We start from the raw sequence: 17,115 nt of genomic DNA, 5'->3' as shown, positions 1-17,115 counted from the left end.
GCCCAGGGGGCCATGGTGCCGGATGAGGGGATCGAACCCCCGACCTTCGGTTTACAAAACCGCTGCACTACCGCTGTGCTAATCCGGCCCGCTGCGGTCCTAGCAGCCCGCCCGACCGCGTTCAACCGGCCAATTGGCGAACGGGCCATGCGAAGCGGCGAGGCGCGCCGCATGGCCCGAAGGGTCAGCCGCGTGCAGCGGCCTTCGCTTCGCGCCGACGGGCATGCAGAACCCACTCGGTGTAGCCGTTGGGCTGCTCGCGTCCCTTGAACACGAGGTCGCAAGCCGCCGCGAAGGCCGGGCCCTCGAACGCGGGCGCCATGGCGCGGTAGAGCGGATCGCCGGCGTTCTGGCGGTCCACGACCTCGGCCATGCGCTTCAGGGTCGCCATCACGCGCGCCTCGTCGACGACTCCATGCAGCAGCCAGTTGGCGATGTGCTGGCAGGAGATGCGCAGCGTGGCGCGATCCTCCATCAGGCCGACATCGTGCACGTCCGGCACCTTGGAGCAGCCTACGCCCTGGTCGATCCAGCGCACCACATAGCCGAGGATGCCCTGGCAGTTGTTGTCGAGTTCCTCCTGGATGGCGGCTGCGTCGAACGACCCGGTCGCAAGCGGGATTGTCAGCACGTCCGAGAGCGGCGCGCGATTGCGGCCCGCGAGCTCGCTCTGGCGCTGCGCCACGTCCACCTGGTGGTAGTGCAGCGCGTGGAGGGTGGCGGCCGTGGGCGACGGCACCCAGGCGGTGTTCGCGCCGGCCTTGGGGTGCGCGATTTTCTGCGCCAGCATGTCGGCCATCCGGTCAGGGATCGCCCACATGCCCTTGCCGATCTGCGCCCGGCCGGGCAGCCCGCAGGCGATGCCAGCGTCGACATTGGCGTCCTCATAGGCCTGCAGCCAGGCGGTCTTGCGCATGTCATTCTTGCGCACCATCGGGCCGGCCTCGATCGAGGTGTGGATCTCGTCACCCGTGCGGTCGAGAAAGCCGGTGTTGATGAACGCCACCCGGTTCGCCGCGGCCTTGATGCAGGCGCGCAGGTTCACGGTGGTGCGACGCTCCTCATCCATGATGCCCATCTTCAGCGTGTGCCGCGGGAGGCCGTAGATGTCCTCCACGGCGCCGAACAGCGCGTCCGCGAAGGCGACTTCGTCCGGTCCGTGCATCTTGGGCTTCACGATGTAGACCGAACCACGGCGGCTGTTGCGGATGGCGTGCTGCCCGCGCAGGTCGTGCAGGGCGATGAGCACGCTGACGGCGGCGTCCAGGATGGTCTCCGGGATCTCGGCGCCGTCGGCCATCACGGCGTCGGTGTACATGTGGTGGCCGACATTGCGCACCAGCATGAGGCTGCGGCCATGCAGGGTCACGGTCCCGCCTTTCGGGCCCGTGTAGACGCGATCCGGATTGAGCCGGCGCTCCACCGTGCCCTTGCCCTTGGCGAAGGTGGCCGAAAGATCGCCATTCATCAGGCCGAGCCAATTGCGATAGACCTCGACCTTATCCTCCGCATCCACGGCCGCGACGCTGTCCTCCAGGTCGACGATGGTGGTGACCGCCGCCTCCATGATCACGTCGGCGACGCCGGCCGGGTCGGTCTTGCCGATCGCGTGGCTGCGGTCGACGAGGATCTCCAGATGCAGGCCGTTATGCGCCAGCAGCACCGCCTCGGGGGCGTCGGCCGCGCCGCGATAGCCGGTGAACTGGGCGGCGTTCTTCAAGCCGACGACACGCCCGTCAGCGAGCGAGACCGCCAGAGCGCCGTCCTTCACGGCGTAACCGGTCGCGTCCGCGTGGCTTGCGCCGGCCAGCGGCGCGGCTTCGTCGAGGATCTCGCGCGCCTTGGCGACCACCTTGGCGCCGCGTTTCGGGTTGAACCCGGCGCCGCGCTCGGCCCCGCCGTCTTCCGGCAGGGCGTCCGTGCCATAGAGCGCGTCATAGAGGCTGCCCCAACGCGCATTGGCTGCATTCAACGCGTAACGGGCGTTGGACGCCGGAACCACCAGCTGCGGGCCGGCGATGTGGCCGATCTCCTCGTCGACATTGCCGGTGCCGATGCTGAACCCGGCCGGCTCCTCGACGAGGTAGCCGATCTCACGCAGAAAGGACTGGTAGCCCTCCGGGTCGATCTTCTGCCCCTTGCGGGCTCGGTGGAACTCGTCGATCTGGGCCTGCAGGCGGTCGCGCGTTTCGAGCAGCGCCTTGTTTCGGGGGGCGAATTCGCGCACCAGCGCCTCGAGCCCGCTCCAGAAGGTCTCGGGCGAAACGCCCGTGCCCGGCAGCGCCTCGCGGGCGATGAAATCGTGCAGTACGGGCGCGACCGAAAGGCTGCCGACGCTGATCATGAAACTCTCCTGAAGGCGCGATGCGCCGGAAATAAGTGGCTCCGTGCAGGCCTTAGACCATGGTCCCCAGCGCGGAAAAAGCAAGCGGCCGCGAATGCACTTGTTCCCTCTGGGAACAAATCCAAATCACTTTCAACGCCCGCATGGCGAGCGGTTGGGCGGCGGTCCCAGCGTGTCGAGCGTGTTGGTCTCGTGCAGAAAGCCCTCGATAGGCGCGAGGTCGATCACGGCGTTGTGCGTGGCGAGGAATACGCCCTGCCGCAACTGGTGGTCCCAGGCCCGGAACGATCCCGGATAGGCCTTGTAGAGCTCGAGGCTCATGTCAGGACGCGTGAGGCGTGAGACCAGCGCGCCCGGCGCTGCATCGCCGGCGGACCGCGTCTCGGCGTCGATCGCGGCGCGTACGGCCGCCCAGGCGGCCCAGTCCTCGGACTGCATGGGACGGCCGGCGTCCCGCTCGAAGCGGCGGTTCAGTTGCGGCGCTCCGTTGCGCTCCGCCGCCGGGTGCCAAGCCAGTGCGCGCAGGCCCTCAGTGCCGACCACCGGTCGCGGCAGGATGGTGCGATAGGGAGCCATGCGGCCGTATTCGCCGACGAGATCCGACACGAACACGACGTCGTAGTCGTCGCCGCCTGTCAGGAGGCCGATATTGCTCTCCTCGCGCCGCCGCGGATCATTGGTGTTCGTGAAGGGCCGAACCGCGACGATGCGCGCGCCGAACTTCTTGGCCGAGGCCTGCATGGCGGCCGAATAGGCCTTGTCGCCGGGCTCCGGGCCCTCGAGCACCAGAATCTTTTTCCAGTTGCGGCGAACCAGTAGCTGCGCCAACGCGTCGGTGCGCATGGACCGCGACGGGATGACGTGGAACAGCGTGCCCCTGCAGGCGTCGGCGCGGAGGCTGTCCTCCTCGTCCCGCACATTGAAGAGCGCCATCGTGGGCGCGGCGTTGGCGGCGGCGAGCAGGTCTGCGCCCGGGAGGTCCAGAACGGCCGCGCGCACGCCTTGGGCGGCGGCCGCAGTCAACGCGGCGTCCACCGGCTCGTCCGCTTTCAGCGTCTGGCGGACGACCTTGAATAGCACGCCCAGCGCCCGGCCGGCCGCGCGCCCGTCCTTGGCGGCGAGCTCCGCGCCTGGCAGGGAGCTCTGGCGCTCGATGCGCGCCACCCCGTCATGCGCGGGGAGCCGCGCGTACCAGGGGTCGCCCTCGCGATCCACGAACAGGATCACACGCTCCGGCGCAGCGCCCTGCCCTGCCGCGGGTGCCGCGATGGCGAACGCGAGCGCAAGCGCCAACCAGCCCAGGCCGGCGCGCAGCAGGCGGCTAGTCATCCACGATCACCGCATACGGCACCATGCCGACCGGCACGGTCTTGCGCACCTTGCCGCTCGGGATGTCGATGATTGACAGGTCGTCGGAGAGGCCGTTCGCCACATAGAGCGTTGTCTCGTCGGTCGAGAAGCGCAGGCCCCACGGCCGCCGGCCGACCAGGATGTAGTCCTTCACCGCGCGGGTGGCGACGTCCACCACCGCGATGTGGTTGGCCCGGCCCAGCGCCACGTAAGCGGTCCTGCCGTCGCGCGTGATCACGAGGTCGACGGGCGTCACCTGCTCGCGCCGCATGCCCTTCGGCAGGAAATTGATCTGCCCCTTCGAGGCCAGCGTCTCGACGTCGATGATATCGACGATGCCGGAGATCTCGCACGAGACCCAGAGCTCCTTGCCGTCCGGCGCCAGCGCGAAGCGGCGGGGCCGCGAGCCCGTGATGATGTCCTTCACGACCTTGCCGCTGGCCGCGTCGATCACATGCACGAGGTTGCCGGCCTCGGAGGCGACGAACACGCTCTTTCCGTCGGGCGTCGCCAGCACGCCCTCGGGCTCCGGCCCGGTGGCGTGGTGGGCCGTCACCTCGCCGGTCTCGAGGTTCAGCACCGTGGCTTCGGAATCATCCTCGTTGGAGATGTAGAGGTCGCGGCCGTTGGGGTGGAGGTCGAAGGTCTCGGGATCGGGGATGTCCCGGTAGCGCTTCAGCAGCGTGTGAGTTGCGAGGTCGTAGATCGCGATGGTGTCGTCGTTGCCGCACGCGACCACGAGGCTCTTGCCGTCCGGCAGCCGCAACATGCCTCTCGGGCGGGCGCAGGTCTTGAACTGCCCGACGACCTCGTCGGCCTTGTTGAGCATCACGATGTTGTCGGAACGCTCGTGCGACACATAGATCAGGCCGGTGCCGGCCTCCGCGACCTGCGCAATCGCGCTGGCTCCGATGAGCGCGACCAATCGTCGAACCCAGGCGCTTCGCCCGCCACCCATGACCTGCCCCCCATGCCGCAGAGCGGCTTCGTTGAAGGCATCGTGGTCCGGCGAGCCGCGCGGAGCAACCCCGCCGCACAGGCGATCAGCGACTTGCTTCGCGCATCACGGCCTCCACCGCGCGCACCACCGCATCGGGAGCATCGAGCGCGATCTGGTGGCCGGCGTCCGGCACGCTCTCGGGAGCCGGCGCGCCGAGCTGGCGGGCGAGATCGGCCTGAAGGCGGCGCCAGACGCGCTCCATGCGCCCGTCCGGATAGGCCCCGTTCCACTCGCCGTCGCCATGCACGAGCACGCGCGAGGGCATGCGGACATAGCCGGCGCGCTCCGCGTCCGCGAGGCTCGCCCCGATGCCGCGCATTTCCCGGATCACCGAAAGCCGCGCCTTGTCGGCGGTCGCCAGATCGATGGCGAGGCGCTGCATGCCGTCCGGCAGGCCGTACCCGGCCGCCGCGGCCGGCGTCCGGTTCAGCACCTGGTTCGGATCGCGTGGCAGGTCGATCCCGGCCTCCGCGAAACTTTCGAATTCCCGCGGATGCATGCTGTCCACAAGCACGAGCCCAACGACCCGGTCGCGGTGACGCGCGGCGAAATGGGCGGCCAACACGCCGCCGAAGGAATGGCCGACGAGCACCAGCGAACCGTCCACGCCGGCGCTGGCCAGCAGGCTTTCCAGATCCTGGTCCAGAAACGCCAACGTGCGTGGCCGGCTCGCCTTGTCGCTGAACCCAGCCCCGGCCCGGTCGTAGCTGCAGGTCCGCGTCACGGCGGCGAGCTGCGGCTGCACGAGCGTCCAGTCCAGGTGGTTGCCGCCCAACCCGGCTTCGAGCACGACGGTGGGCGATCCCTGCCCGGCGCAGAAAAGATGCAGCCTCGCGTCGACGGTGTCGTAGAGCCGCCCCGGCGGCTGGTGCACGCCAGGTCCGGGCGCCGCCGCGCCCAGCCACACGCCCAGCATTGCGAGGCCAGCGGCCCGCGGCATGAAGGCGCGAGGCGCCCGCGCCCACGAAAGCATTGGCTTCGCGGCGCGAAACCGCCACCATGCGGGCAGCCAAGAAGAAGATCGTCGGGGGATGTCGAGATGCGCCATTGTTTGCCAGGCCTCGCCGCCGTCGTGTGCGCCTCGCTGCTGGCGCATACGACGCCAAGCAAGGCTGATGCCATACCGTGCCCCGATCTCGAACGCCGCTACGACCTCGTCCGCTCAACGGCCTTGCCGCTCGAGATCGTCTCACAAAGCTTTACGGCCGCAGCGAGCGGCTGCGATGCGCTGCTGGAGCGGCTGATGGACGCGGGCGGCTCGCCACTGGCGCGCAACCGCGAGGGCGACACGACCCTGGCCATCGCGGCTCGCAACGGCCATCCGTCCACCGTTCAAATGCTGCTCAAGCGCGGGGCCGATCCCGAGCAACGCAACCTTCAAGGCGGGACCGCCCTGTTCGTCGCCGCCCAGGCCAACAAGACGCGGATCGTGCAGATCCTCGCCGCCGCAGGAGCCAATCTGGAAGCGCCTGGCCGTTCCGGCGTCTCGCCCCTGAGCGCCGCGGCTTTCAACGGGAACGAACGTCTGGTCGAAATGTTCCTGGCCCGCGGCGGGGACGCCAGCGCGGTGGACGGCACCGGAAAATCCGCGATCGTCTACGCCGCCGCCCGGGGCTTCACGGCGATCGTCAAGCGGCTGCTCGACGCGGGCGTCGACCCGCGTCAGCGCTACGCCAATGATCTCACTTTGCTGATCTGGGCGGCAGGTCATGCCAACGACTCGCCCGAGGTCGACGGCGTCCGCACCGTGGAGCTGGTTCTGTCGCGCGGCGTGCCGGTGGACGACGCCGATGACCGCGGCCGGACGGCGCTGATGACAGCCGCTGAACTCGGCCACGCCGCCATTGTGCGCACGCTCCTAAAGGCCGGCGCCGATCCGTCGCGTCGCGACAAGGAAGGCAAGACGGCCGCCGACCTCGCGGCGGGCGAGCCCGTCCGCCTCGCGCTGGCGGGCGGCTGAGGCGGCGTGGCCCTACTTGCCGGCGTAGTAGTTCGCCAGAGCCTGCAGGTCCTCGGGCTGGAGCGTGCCCAGGATGTCGCTCATCCACGGATTGTTGGTCCGCACCTTGGCCCGGAAGTCCTCCATGGTCTTCAGGAGGTAGTCATGCGACTGGCCGTTGATGCGCGGCGTGGTCCCGGCCCCGACGCCGTCCGCGCCATGGCATGCGCCGCATTGGCCCGACACGATGGCGGTTTCCGAGCGCTTGACGTCCGCCTCGCTGGCGCGCGGCTGGTTCAGGTTCACCCAGGTCTTCTGTGAGAAATATTCGGCCAGCGCCATCATGTCCTCGCGCGACAGGTCTTGCGCGATCCCGTTCATGATCTCGTTCTTGCGGTTGCCGAGCTTGAAGTCGCGCAACTGCAAATAGAGATAGCCCTGGTACTGCCCCCAGATCGACGGGTAGCTCGGATCGATGGCCTTGCCCTGCTCGCCGTGACACTGAAGGCAAGTCTGGGCCTTCTCCTCGATCGAGGCGGTTTGCGCGAAGGCGGCGCTCACGAGCGCGCAGGCGAAAAAGGCGGACAGCGCCGCCGTCGTGCGGGCCTTTCCAGAAGTCATGATGGCCGTTTCTCGTAATCTCGGGGGACAAAAAGAGCGGGGCCGCGTCGCGGTCCCGCCCGGTCTCTGGATTGTCAGGCAGGCAAGCTCATTCCGCCAGCGTGAAGGCGATGATGCTGTTGCCGCGCTTGTAGTCGATCTGGGTGTTGCCGCCCGCGCCGACCACGATGAACTGCTTGCCATCCACCGTGTAGGAGGACGGAGGCGCATTCACGCCGGCGCCGGCCTGGAACTTCCAAAGGTTGGAGCCCGTCTCGGCGTCATAGGCCTTGAACTGGCCATTCGCCTCGCCGGTGAACACCAGCCCGCCGGCCGTCGCCAGGATGCCGCCGATCATCGGCTGCGCGGTCTTCACCTGCCAGCGAATCTTGCCGGTGTTGTAGTCCACGGCCGTGACGTTGCCCCACTGCTCCTCGGTCGGGATCACCTTGAACGCACCGCCGAGCCAGAGCTTGCCCGCCGGGTAGTTCGAGCTTTCGACGTGATACGTCATCGGCTGGTGCAGGTTGATCGCGTAGGTGAGGTTCAGGTTGGGGTTGATCGCCATCGGCGACCACTCCACGCCGCCATTGGCGCCAGGCAGCATGCGCGCGCCTTCCTTGGTCGGCAGCACCCACATGTTCTCCTGCGGCACCATGGCCTCGGAGAAGCGGATCAGGCTGCAGTCCTTGGCGTCATGAACGTAGACGTGACCGGTCTTGCCGCCATGCAGCACGCCCTTGATGGGCTTGCCGTCCTTGTCCGCAACCGTGGTGATGATCGGCGGGCTCACAGCGTCCAGATCCCAGACGTCATGCGCGATGTACTGGAGGTGGCAGACATACTGGCCGGTGTCGAGGTTCACCGAGACCAACGAGTCCGTGTAGAGATTGTCGCCAGGGCGCAGCGATCCATCAAGGTCCGGCGACGGATTGCCTACCACGAAGTAGATGCGCCGGGTCTCGAGATCCACGGCCGGGTTCTGCCACACGCCGCCGCCGAGCGTCTTGTAGGGGTCGCCGGTCTTGGCGAGCTGGGCCTTCTCGGCGTCGATGTTGCGCTTCATGTCGCGGCCGGTGGCGTCCTTGGTCGCCCAAACGCCGACCGAGTTCTCCGGCACGGTGTTGAACGTCCAGACCAGCTTGCCGGTCTTGGTGTCGAACGCCTTCACGAAGCCGCGGATGCCGTATTCGCCGCCGTTCGTGCCGATCAGGACCTTGTTGTCCACGACCGTGGGGGCCATCGTTTCGCTATAGCCGAGCTCCGGGTCGGCGATCTGGGTCTCCCAGACCTGCTTGCCCGTCTTGGCGTCCAGCGCCAGCAGCTTGGCGTCGAGCGTGGCCATGTAGACCATGTCGCCGCTCACCGCGACGCCGCGGTTGTTCGGGCCGCAGCAATAGACCGTGATCGGCCCCATCTTGTGCTTGAAGTGCCAGAGCTCCTCGCCCGTGCGCGCGTCCAGCGCGTAGACGTGGTTGAACGCCGTGGTGACGTACATCACGCCGTTGACGACGATCGGGCTGGTCTCCAGCGATTCTTTCACCTCGGTCTGGAAGATCCAGGCCGGGCGCAGCTTGCTGACATTCGCGACGTTGATCTGCCGGTTCGGGTAGAACCGCGTCTGTGCGTAGTTGCCGTTCGTGTGCAGGAAGTTGTTGCCGTCGCCCGCGGCGCGGCTGAGCAGGTCCTGCGTAACGGAGTTCATGTCGCCCCACTTGGAGGCTGTCTTGATCTCCTGGGCGCTTGCATATCCGGTGGCCCCCAGGCCTGCCGAAAGCGCAAACGCAAGCATCGCCAATGACTGGCGTGTTCTCGACACCATCCTGAAATCCTCCCCGATATTCCCGCGGCCAAGCCGTCTTTGCGGCTCATCGAAAGCCGAGACGGACATGCTGCGCCCGTGGAATCAGGGTGTCAACGCCAAGGTTTAGGCGCCGGCTGGACGAATACTGTGGGATGCCAGCTACATACTCGTTCACCGCTGAACGATCAGCAAACGTGCGGGACGGAGACGCAAGCGGATATTTTCACGCGTCTCACGCCCGCAGGCGAAGACTTTTTCGCGTTTCGCAAAAATCGAATGAAAAGCGGCGCTTATTTTGTGCAGTCCGTCAAATCGCGCTCATGAACCGCAAAAACTTCGCCCGATTTGATCTCGACGTTCCGCGCCACACAGGTGCGGCCGCCTTCCTCACGTACCTGAACGTCATATCGTCCCGGTTGCACGTCCGTGATGCGCAGCCGCTCGTCGAAATCCACCGTGCCGTCGCGATCGTTCATGCACTGGTTTTTTCCCCACTTGCCGGTTCCCGGAAGCGCCAGCCGCACCTGGTCCAGTGTCACGCCGGTAAGGTTCCAGAATCGGATTCCGCCGCGCTCCGCTCCGAGAGCGGGCGCAGCCAGGCTGCAGAAAAGCGCCATGATGGCGAAGCGGCTGCCCATTGTTTCCCCCCATGTTTTGAGCGTCAGCGCAGCAGGTTTCGGCCGCGTCCGCAAGCGGCGACTGCGATCTGAACGTTTGATCCGGCCGTCACGGCCCCGAATGGCCGCGCTTGCCCGCAGGCCGGCGCTGCGCTTTATGAGCCGCGGGCGGGCGGCGCATCCTCGGGAGCTCCACATGAATGACGTACGCCAGCGGGTCGAGCCCGCCGTGCTCGACAGCAAGGTCGTTCATGACGGCTGGAGCACTTTTTCAATCGCCCGGATGCGACTGCCAAACGGCGCCGTAGTGAATCGCGAAATCGAGGACCATGGCCGCGCGGTTTGCGTCCTGCCCTATGACCCGGACCGCCGCGTGGCCGTTCTGGTGCGGCAATTTCGCCCGGCGCCCTTTGTGGCCGGTGGCGTCCTGTCGCTGGAGGAGGCGCCCGCCGGATTGCTTGACGAGGACGATCCGCAGGACTGCGCGCGCCGCGAAGCCATGGAGGAATGCGGCCTGCGGCTCACCGAGCTGGAGCACGTGGTGAGCGGCTGGCCCATGCCGGGCCTCTCCACCGAATACATGGACTTTTACCTCGCGCCTTATCGGGCGGAAGACCGCGTCGGCGCCGGTGGCGGCGTGTCGGACGAGCACGAGGACATCACAGTGCTGGAGACTCCTCTGGCGGAGCTCGCCGCCCGGGTCGCAAAGGGGGAGATCACGGACGTGAAGACGCTCGTGCTCATCCTCTCGCTCCAGGCCCGCCGCCCGGAGCTCTTCCGGTAGTTCTCAGGCGCCGGGCACGACGCCAGGCGGCAGGCTGGCGGCGTGCCGGGCGATCGCCCCCGCCGTGGTGATCCAGACCCGTCCATCAGCCCGCTCCCGGATGTGGCGCAACGCACGACGCAGGTGCCGGGCCCGATGCGGCCAGCCGACCAGATAGGCATGCAGGGCGACGCCCATCACCACCGGGCGCTCGCGGCTTTCCTCCAGCAACTCGTCGAAACTGTCCACGATCATGTCGGCGAATTCGGCGCCCTCGCGCTTACGCCCCACGATCTGCGGAATGTCGTTCAACTCCTGCGGATAAGGCACCGAAAGGATGCGCCCTCCCCCGCGGGTGCGAAACCACACCGGCTGGTCGTCGTGGCACCAGTCGAGCAGGTAGCCATAGCCGGCCTCGGCCAGCAGGTCCGGCGTGGTGGCGCTTTGCGAGATCCAGGGGCCCAGCCAACCGTCAGGAGCGCGCCCTTCTCTCTCCCGCATGGCCAGCGTGCAGCCGGCGATCAGCGCCTTTTCGTCGACCTCGGACATCACTCCCTGGCGCTCGCTGTTGGTGCGCCCGTGCCCGACCATCTCGTCCCCGCGCCGGCGGAAGGCGTCGACGAGGTCGGGGGCGTAGTCGTAAATCGAGGTGTTGAGCAGCACCGAACAGGGCAGTTGCAGGTCGTCGAACATCCGCAGCAGCCGCCAGGCGCCCGCCCGGTTGCCATAGTCGCGCCAGGCATAGTTCAGGACGTCCGGATGCGGCCCGGCCGGCGCGATCTCGGCGCCGAGCCCCTCGCCGAAGGAGAAATGCTCCAGGTTCAGGGCGAGGTACACCGCAAGACGCCGCCCCTCCGGCCAGGAATAATCGGCCCGATGCGGGAGCGGATGGTAGTCGTAGCGGTCGTGATGGCGCATGGGCGTGATGGTCCTTGGCAATGCGGCGCCGGCGGGAGCCGCTCGCGCGGCCAAGCGAAAATCATGCTAAGCAGCGCAGGCCGGCTTCCGACGCCGGTTTGCCGGAACAATCCTCGTGCGCCGCTTCAACAGGATCGCCCTCGTCACCAGCGACACCGACGACGCTCGCGCGGCCCGCGAGATCCTCGCGGCGCGCTATGGCGAGGTGAGTCCCGCAGAGGCGGACGTCATCGTGGCGCTCGGCGGCGACGGCCTGATGCTGCAGACGTTGCACCAGTTCATGGGCTCCGGGAAGCCGATCTACGGCATGAATCGCGGAAGCGTCGGCTTCCTGATGAACGAGTTCCACGACGAGAGCCTGCTCGACCGGCTGGAGCGAGCCGAGCGCAGCATCGTCCACCCGCTCTTGATGGTGGCGACCGACGCCAACGGCGTGTCGCACACGGCGCGGGCCATCAACGAGGTCTATCTTTTCCGCCAGACCTATCAGGCCGCCAAGCTGAAGGTGACGATCGACGGCAAGACCCGCCTGCCCGAGTTGGTGGCCGACGGCATCCTGGTGGCGACGCCGGCCGGCTCCACGGCCTACAATCTCTCGGCGAATGGCCCGATCCTGCCCCTCAACGCGCCGTTGCTGGCGCTCACCCCGATCTCGGCGTTTCGCCCGCGGCGTTGGCGAGGCGCGCTTTTGCCGGATCACGCCCGCATCTCCATCGAGGTGCTGGAGCCCATCAAGCGCCCGATCAGCGCGGTGGCGGATCACTTCGAGCATCGCAACATCCGCCGCGTCGACATCGCGATGGACCGGACGGTCGACATGGTGATGCTCCACGACCCCGGCCACAGCCTGGAAGAGCGCATCCTGCTGGAGCAGTTCGGCTACTGAGGTGCAGGCGGCTCAGGCCGCCCTCTCCTGCCGGCGCGCGTCCGCATAGGCCTGCGCGACCATCTCCTCGATCCGCAGCAGCGCCCGGGCCTCGACGGTCAGCACGGGAGCATCGGTTTCTGCGCGCACTGCGATGGGCGCCGCCGAAAAGACAGGCCCGACTGGCTCCTGATCGTTGGCGGCGGCGGGGATCATGTCGTCGGCCCAGTCCGATGACTCGCCCTGTTCGGCGGACAACGGCTGGTCGATCTCGAAATCGGTCGCAATCTGCTGCCGCAGACCATCCTCTTCGCCTGGCTCGGCGACAGGCGCGCCGAGGTCTTCGTCCGGGGTGGGCGCAACGGCGAGCGGGCGGTCCTCGTCCAGCGTCGTGCCGGCGATCTCCTCCTCGTCCCCGATCGAGCCGCGCAGCAACAAGGCGTCCTCGAGCGCCGCCATCACGATCGGCCGGATCTCGTCCACGCGGCTCGCCGCACGGGCTTCGTGCGCCAGCTCGACCGCGGCCAGCACGGGCTGCTCGAACTGTGCAGACACCACGACCGGCGCAGCCAAGGCGAGCGGCGGCTTGTACTCGATCGCCAGGGTGTCGAGCATCATCGAGGCGGCGAGACGGGCTTCTTCGCGGGCCGTCTCGACCTCGAAGCGCCGCAGCACCGAAAGAACGCGTTCGCCCCCGGCGGCGTCCTGCACCTCGCGATCCGTCAGCACGCGCGCGATGATGCGGCGCGCCACAACGGGACCGCCGCCCAGCCCGGCGAAATCGGCCGTGACATCGCGGCAGTTCTGAACGGCGCTCGCGAAAGCCGGCATCAGGCTGTCCGGCAAGCCCGCCTTGCGATACAGCGCCCTCCACCCGCCGGCGCGCGGCTCCATCATCAAGGCGGCGGCGCGGCGCTCCGCCATGCCGGCCAAATTGGCGAGAGCGGCGGTCGGCAGCCGCAGATCGCCCGACAGCAGGGCCCGCAGCATCAGCCCGGCCGTCAAGCGTCCGGTGGAGCGCAGATGCGCGACGAGGCCGGTCAGGTCTTCCTCGCCACATTGGGAGGCAAGCGCGATGGCGACGCGCTCCTCGTCCTCGTGCGCGAATGGCTCGCGACGCGATACGCCGTCGCGGTCCGCCGCCGCAACGGCGCGGCGCTCGGCCAGCATTACGGCGAACCGCACGTCGACGGGGGTCGCCGGCCGCGCCAGCACGGCGTCACGCACGTCCGCGTTTGAGCCGAATCGCTCCACAATGCGGGCCAGCGAAAAGGTGGGCAGCTCGGCCTCGGCGTTGCCCAGCAGCGCCAGCGCGGCGGGCTCGTCGGCGACTTCCGCCAGGGCTGCGGCCACCGGGGCGGCGACATGGGCGCGCTGCGCGACCGCGACCTGCGCGGCCACGTCACCCGCCACGGCCAGCTCGATCAACTCGCCGTCGGCCAGAAGCGGCGACCGCTGGAGAACGATCGCCGCGACGTCGCCGCGATCCCCCGCCAGAGCCAGGATGATATGCGGGGGAGCCTCGACGCAGTCCGCCAGCGTCTCAGCCAAGGCTATGCGCACTGCCGGCTCACGGTCGTCCAAAGCGAGCGTCAGCGCCGCCTCGGCTTCGCCCCGCTCGCTCTGGTCCATTTCGGAGCGCAGATAGGCGCGTGCAAGCGCGGCGGTAGCCTCGGCCCGGGCCGGCGCCGCAGCCGTGCGCATCCAGGCCATGTAATGCCGGACGATCATGACGCGCCCTTTACACGGAACGAGAGCAGATCAAGTGGCGCACGCTGCTGGCGGGCCACTGCGGGACGGCTGGAGAACTCGGGCGGTCGTTCCGGCGGCAGCGGCACGGCCAGGCCGGGCGAGGAGCCTGAAGCGGGCGTCCCACCCACGGGCGCAGCCGCGACGGCGTCCGTAGCGGTCGCTTTGCCGAGCGAGGCCGTGCGGGGAAAGTAGCTCGGCGCATCGGATGCAGGACGGCTCGACGGCAGTCCGGTCCAGAGCTTGGCGACCGTCTGGTTCATCGGCGAGCGGTCGCCCTCCGTCCGAAACAGCCCGTGCATGCGGGGGCCGTCCTGCCGCGCATAGGCGGTGGCCAGCGTGACGGGTTGCGCCGCGGCCCAGGTCGACGGATCGGACGAGATCGGAGCAGTGGCCGCTGGCCCTTTCACGAGCGAGGCGTAGAGCTCCGACACGGTCTTGGGCCGGCCCGTGGCTTTGTCGGTGAACACGGCCTTGTTGGCGGCGGCCTGGTCGGGGAACACCTCGGAGGCCACGGCCTGGGGCGTCGTCTGGGCGCGCCGCGCCAGTTCGGCGGCCCCGCCCGCGCCCATGAAATGCGCCGCGTAGAGTTCGCCCGACGTTGGCTGCCTTCCCAGCGCCGAGGCCAGCGTCGCGGCGTTCTGGCGCGTGAACTCGCCAGCCATCAGGGCGGCCGTGCGGGGATCATTGCGCAAGTTGAGGATCTGCTGCTTGGCGGCCGGATCGGCCACGTCCAGGCGCCCCGAACGGCCTTCGCTGATCGCCTGCGCCTCGGCCCCCAGGCCATGAGACGCGCCCTTGGTCTTGATCAACCCGAGCCAGGTTTGCTCGATGAACTGGAAAAGGCCGGTCGCGGACGAGTTCTTCGCCTTGGCGTCGGGATCCAGCGACGACTCGCGTTGCGCGGTCTGCAGCAGGTATCCGAAATCCGTTCCGGTCTGCGCCGAACCCGTCTTGATGGCGTCCACCACCGGCGTCTGAGCCGCCGGCGCGAGCGGCCTTGGCTCCGGCGTAACCGCGGGGGTGGTGAACAGGAACATCGCAACTCCAGAACGAACGCCGACGCGTCGCCGACGGTCGGACTGACACTGTGCCGATTCATGGTAAACGGATGGTCAATGCGATCCGGAAGCCTCCGCAGAAGGGAATGGCGACATGGCGGACACATCGGCGCGCGAGGCGGCGCGGCACGCTCGGGGCGGCCTCTATTTCGAGGACTTCATTGTCGGCGAGAGCATCGCCCATCGGCTCACCCGCACGGTGACGCAGATGGACAACATGTTGTTCTCCAACATGACGCTGAACCCGCAGCCCCTGCACATCGACGCCCATTTCTGCGCGACCGAAACGGAGTGGGGCCAGCCGCTCATGAATTCACTGTTCACGCTCGGGCTGATGATCGGCATCTCGGTGAACGACACCACGGTTGGAACCACCATCGCCAATCTCGGCATGACCGACGTTCGCTTTCCGGCGCCACTGTTCGAAGGCGACACGGTGCGCTGCACCACCGAGGTGGCGGAAAAGCGGGAGTCGCGCTCGCGTCCCGACGCCGGCATCGTCGAGTTCATCCACCGCGCCTACAAGCAGGACGGAGCCTTGGTGGCGGAGTGCCGCCGCCAGGCCTTCATGCGCAAGCGCCCGCAGGCCTGACCCATGCGCTCCCTGTTATTCGTGCCGGGCGACAGCGCCCGCAAGCTCGAGAAGGCTCTGGCGAGCGGCGCAGACGCCCTGATCCTGGATCTCGAGGATTCGGTCGCCCCCGACAGCAAGGCGGCAGCCCGGGAAACAACGCTCGCGTTCCTGCGGGAGGCGGCCGTGGCGGCGGATCGCCCCAAGCTCTTCGTGCGGATCAATGCGCTGGACACCGGCCTTGCGGACGCCGATCTGGACGGCGTGATGGCGGGCGGGCCTGACGGAGTCTTCCTGCCGAAAACCATCTCGGGCGCGGATGTCCAGCATCTCGCGGCCAAGCTCGCGGTCCGTGAAGCCGAGAACGGCCAGCGGGACGGCGGCGTTGGGATCATCGCAATTGCGACCGAAACGGCGCGCTCGATCTTCAACATGGGCAGCTATGCGGGCGCGAGCCACCGCCTCGCCGGCCTGACCTGGGGCGCCGAGGACCTGTCGGCCGATCTCGGAGCCGAGACCAACCGCGATCAGGACGGCGTCTACGCGGACCCGTACCGGTTGGCGCGCACGCTCACCCTGTTCGCCGCGGGGGCGGCCGAGGTGGCGCCCATCGATACGGTGTTCACGAATTTCCGCGACGAGGCGGGTCTGCGGGCCGAATGCGAAGCCGCGCGGCGCGACGGCTTCACGGCCAAGATGGCCATACACCCCGGCCAGGTCTCGGCCATCAATGACATCTTCACGCCGAGCGCCGCCGCGGTGGCGCGCGCCCGGCGGATCGTCGACCTCTTCGACGCCAATCCGGGCGCCGGGGTGATCGGTCTCGATGGCGAGATGCTGGACCGCCCTCACCTGCGCCGCGCGCTTCGCACGCTGGACCGCGCGAAATAAGCGCGCCTCGCCCGAGAGCGCCCGGTCAGCTCGGGCGTATGATCGAGAACACCTCGTTCACGACGGCGTAGTCGTGGTAGCCGCAGCGCGCGATGGGCTTCGCGGCCGTGATGTCGAAGAGCCCGTCCTTGATGAAGCGCTCGTCGATATAAACGCCGACCACGTGGCCGAGCACGAGGTAACGCTCGAGTTGCTCGCCCGTGGAGGTCTTCAGCTGCTGGATGTCGGTGAGCCGGCACTCCAGCGCGGCCGCAACACCCTTGACCCGCGGCGGCTTGACGAGGCTCGAGGGCTCCTGCTCCAGGCCAGCATGCTCGAACTCGCTCTGACCTCGCGGCAGCGTCGCCGACGTGGAGTTCATGGCGTCGCGCAGGTCCCAGGTCGCGAGATTGCAGACGAATTCCTTGGTCTCGCTGATGAACGCCACCGCGTCCTTGAACCCCTCGGACGAGAAGCCGACGATGGGAGGCCGCGTGGAGAAGGCGTTGAAGAACGAATAAGGCGACAGGTTCACCTGCCCGGAGGCGCTCACCGCGCTGATCCAGCCGATCGGCCGTGGCGCGATGATCGCCTTCAGGGGATCGTGCGGCAGGCCGTGAGCGTAGTTCACAGTGTCGTAGAACATGCGCGGTTCATCCTTGAG

The 17,115-nt window shown here is 68.1% G+C and carries 16 protein-coding genes and 1 tRNA gene; 5 read left to right on the top strand and 12 right to left on the bottom strand.

Features of this window, described 5'->3' with window-relative positions; all coding sequences use genetic code 11:
- Positions 1 to 13: 13 nt before the first annotated feature.
- The 5 genes from AC1DSZ_RS23420 to AC1DSZ_RS23400 form a co-directional block, all read right to left on the bottom strand.
- Positions 14 to 88, bottom strand: a tRNA-Thr gene (locus AC1DSZ_RS23420).
- A gap of 96 nt (positions 89 to 184) precedes the next feature.
- A complete protein-coding gene (locus tag AC1DSZ_RS23415; protein ID WP_476840719.1) occupies positions 185 to 2,344 on the bottom strand; it encodes a malate synthase G in 2,160 nt (719 codons plus the stop codon).
- A 132-nt stretch (positions 2,345 to 2,476) separates the two neighbouring features.
- Positions 2,477 to 3,673, bottom strand: a complete 1,197-nt coding sequence (locus tag AC1DSZ_RS23410) for a type 1 periplasmic-binding domain-containing protein (RefSeq protein ID WP_476840718.1) — start codon at positions 3,671 to 3,673, stop codon at positions 2,477 to 2,479.
- Positions 3,666 to 4,619 carry a PQQ-dependent catabolism-associated beta-propeller protein gene (locus AC1DSZ_RS23405; RefSeq protein WP_476840717.1) on the bottom strand — a complete coding sequence of 318 codons (954 nt, stop codon included), beginning with the start codon at positions 4,617 to 4,619 and terminating at the stop codon, positions 3,666 to 3,668. Before AC1DSZ_RS23405 ends, AC1DSZ_RS23410 begins: the two co-directional genes overlap by 8 nt.
- Positions 4,620 to 4,737: 118 nt before the next feature.
- Positions 4,738 to 5,634: an alpha/beta fold hydrolase gene (locus AC1DSZ_RS23400; protein ID WP_476840716.1), complete on the bottom strand. Its 897-nt coding sequence runs from the start codon at positions 5,632 to 5,634 to the stop codon at positions 4,738 to 4,740.
- Between the two features lie 99 nt (positions 5,635 to 5,733).
- On the opposite strand from AC1DSZ_RS23400, the gene AC1DSZ_RS23395 reads away from it, so the two are divergent.
- On the top strand, positions 5,734 to 6,654 hold the full coding sequence (locus tag AC1DSZ_RS23395) for an ankyrin repeat domain-containing protein (RefSeq protein ID WP_476840715.1): 921 nt from the start codon (positions 5,734 to 5,736) through the stop codon (positions 6,652 to 6,654).
- A 12-nt stretch (positions 6,655 to 6,666) separates the two neighbouring features.
- Here AC1DSZ_RS23395 and AC1DSZ_RS23390 read toward each other — a convergent pair whose 3' ends face one another.
- From AC1DSZ_RS23390 to AC1DSZ_RS23380, 3 genes are all read right to left on the bottom strand, one after another.
- A complete protein-coding gene (locus AC1DSZ_RS23390) occupies positions 6,667 to 7,254 on the bottom strand; it encodes a c-type cytochrome (protein ID WP_476840714.1) in 588 nt (195 codons plus the stop codon).
- Positions 7,255 to 7,342: 88 nt separating this feature from the next.
- The gene (locus AC1DSZ_RS23385) at positions 7,343 to 9,055 is read right to left on the bottom strand and encodes a pyrroloquinoline quinone-dependent dehydrogenase (protein WP_188518808.1); all 1,713 of its coding nucleotides are present in this window, start codon (positions 9,053 to 9,055) and stop codon (positions 7,343 to 7,345) included.
- A 272-nt stretch (positions 9,056 to 9,327) separates the two neighbouring features.
- Positions 9,328 to 9,675, bottom strand: a complete 348-nt coding sequence (locus AC1DSZ_RS23380; RefSeq protein WP_476840713.1) for a hypothetical protein — start codon at positions 9,673 to 9,675, stop codon at positions 9,328 to 9,330.
- A gap of 175 nt (positions 9,676 to 9,850) precedes the next feature.
- Here AC1DSZ_RS23380 and AC1DSZ_RS23375 point away from each other — a divergent pair, with 175 nt between their 5' ends.
- Entirely contained in the window at positions 9,851 to 10,438 is a 588-nt protein-coding gene (locus tag AC1DSZ_RS23375) for an NUDIX domain-containing protein (protein WP_476840712.1), read from the top strand.
- 3 nt (positions 10,439 to 10,441) lie between these two features.
- On the opposite strand, the gene AC1DSZ_RS23370 is transcribed toward AC1DSZ_RS23375, so the two are convergent.
- The gene (locus AC1DSZ_RS23370; protein ID WP_476840711.1) at positions 10,442 to 11,335 is read right to left on the bottom strand and encodes a polysaccharide deacetylase family protein; all 894 of its coding nucleotides are present in this window, start codon (positions 11,333 to 11,335) and stop codon (positions 10,442 to 10,444) included.
- 109 nt (positions 11,336 to 11,444) lie between these two features.
- On the opposite strand from AC1DSZ_RS23370, the gene AC1DSZ_RS23365 reads away from it, so the two are divergent.
- Complete coding sequence (locus tag AC1DSZ_RS23365) at positions 11,445 to 12,221, top strand: NAD kinase (RefSeq protein ID WP_188519700.1); 777 nt, start codon at positions 11,445 to 11,447, stop codon at positions 12,219 to 12,221.
- Positions 12,222 to 12,233: 12 nt separating this feature from the next.
- On the opposite strand, the gene AC1DSZ_RS23360 is transcribed toward AC1DSZ_RS23365, so the two are convergent.
- Both AC1DSZ_RS23360 and AC1DSZ_RS23355 read right to left on the bottom strand, forming a co-directional pair.
- Positions 12,234 to 13,931, bottom strand: coding sequence for a DUF2336 domain-containing protein (locus AC1DSZ_RS23360; RefSeq protein ID WP_476840710.1), 1,698 nt, complete (start codon positions 13,929 to 13,931; stop codon positions 12,234 to 12,236).
- Complete coding sequence (locus AC1DSZ_RS23355) at positions 13,928 to 14,989, bottom strand: lytic transglycosylase domain-containing protein (RefSeq protein WP_476840709.1); 1,062 nt, start codon at positions 14,987 to 14,989, stop codon at positions 13,928 to 13,930. The genes AC1DSZ_RS23360 and AC1DSZ_RS23355 overlap by 4 nt, the downstream gene beginning before the upstream one ends.
- Before the next feature lie 115 nt (positions 14,990 to 15,104).
- On the opposite strand from AC1DSZ_RS23355, the gene AC1DSZ_RS23350 reads away from it, so the two are divergent.
- Both AC1DSZ_RS23350 and AC1DSZ_RS23345 read left to right on the top strand, forming a co-directional pair.
- Positions 15,105 to 15,602, top strand: coding sequence for a MaoC family dehydratase (locus tag AC1DSZ_RS23350; protein WP_476840708.1), 498 nt, complete (start codon positions 15,105 to 15,107; stop codon positions 15,600 to 15,602).
- A 3-nt stretch (positions 15,603 to 15,605) separates the two neighbouring features.
- A complete protein-coding gene (locus AC1DSZ_RS23345; RefSeq protein WP_476840707.1) occupies positions 15,606 to 16,472 on the top strand; it encodes an HpcH/HpaI aldolase/citrate lyase family protein in 867 nt (288 codons plus the stop codon).
- A 25-nt stretch (positions 16,473 to 16,497) separates the two neighbouring features.
- Here AC1DSZ_RS23345 and AC1DSZ_RS23340 read toward each other — a convergent pair whose 3' ends face one another.
- The gene (locus tag AC1DSZ_RS23340; RefSeq protein WP_476840706.1) at positions 16,498 to 17,097 is read right to left on the bottom strand and encodes a flavin reductase family protein; all 600 of its coding nucleotides are present in this window, start codon (positions 17,095 to 17,097) and stop codon (positions 16,498 to 16,500) included.
- Positions 17,098 to 17,115: the final 18 nt, after the last annotated feature.

The organism is Alsobacter sp. P4_H11, from assembly GCF_056400925.1.
The sequence above is the reverse complement of the archived record's forward strand: the minus strand, read 5'-3'. Positions and strand labels throughout refer to the sequence as shown.

Bases quoted from the DNA above. Each gene is read 5' to 3' on its own strand.
- AC1DSZ_RS23415 (WP_476840719.1), bottom strand. From the start codon at position 2,344: ATGATCAGCGTCGGCAGCCTTTCGGTCGCGCCCGTACTGCACGATTTC.
- AC1DSZ_RS23410 (WP_476840718.1), bottom strand. From the start codon at position 3,673: ATGACTAGCCGCCTGCTGCGCGCCGGCCTGGGCTGGTTGGCGCTTGCG.
- AC1DSZ_RS23400 (WP_476840716.1), bottom strand. From the start codon at position 5,634: ATGCCGCGGGCCGCTGGCCTCGCAATGCTGGGCGTGTGGCTGGGCGCG.
- AC1DSZ_RS23395 (WP_476840715.1), top strand. From the start codon at position 5,734: ATGCGCCATTGTTTGCCAGGCCTCGCCGCCGTCGTGTGCGCCTCGCTG.
- AC1DSZ_RS23390 (WP_476840714.1), bottom strand. From the start codon at position 7,254: ATGACTTCTGGAAAGGCCCGCACGACGGCGGCGCTGTCCGCCTTTTTC.
- AC1DSZ_RS23385 (WP_188518808.1), bottom strand. From the start codon at position 9,055: ATGGTGTCGAGAACACGCCAGTCATTGGCGATGCTTGCGTTTGCGCTT.
- AC1DSZ_RS23380 (WP_476840713.1), bottom strand. From the start codon at position 9,675: ATGGGCAGCCGCTTCGCCATCATGGCGCTTTTCTGCAGCCTGGCTGCG.
- AC1DSZ_RS23375 (WP_476840712.1), top strand. From the start codon at position 9,851: ATGAATGACGTACGCCAGCGGGTCGAGCCCGCCGTGCTCGACAGCAAG.
- AC1DSZ_RS23370 (WP_476840711.1), bottom strand. From the start codon at position 11,335: ATGCGCCATCACGACCGCTACGACTACCATCCGCTCCCGCATCGGGCC.
- AC1DSZ_RS23360 (WP_476840710.1), bottom strand. From the start codon at position 13,931: ATGATCGTCCGGCATTACATGGCCTGGATGCGCACGGCTGCGGCGCCG.
- AC1DSZ_RS23355 (WP_476840709.1), bottom strand. From the start codon at position 14,989: ATGTTCCTGTTCACCACCCCCGCGGTTACGCCGGAGCCAAGGCCGCTC.
- AC1DSZ_RS23350 (WP_476840708.1), top strand. From the start codon at position 15,105: ATGGCGGACACATCGGCGCGCGAGGCGGCGCGGCACGCTCGGGGCGGC.
- AC1DSZ_RS23345 (WP_476840707.1), top strand. From the start codon at position 15,606: ATGCGCTCCCTGTTATTCGTGCCGGGCGACAGCGCCCGCAAGCTCGAG.
- AC1DSZ_RS23340 (WP_476840706.1), bottom strand. From the start codon at position 17,097: ATGTTCTACGACACTGTGAACTACGCTCACGGCCTGCCGCACGATCCC.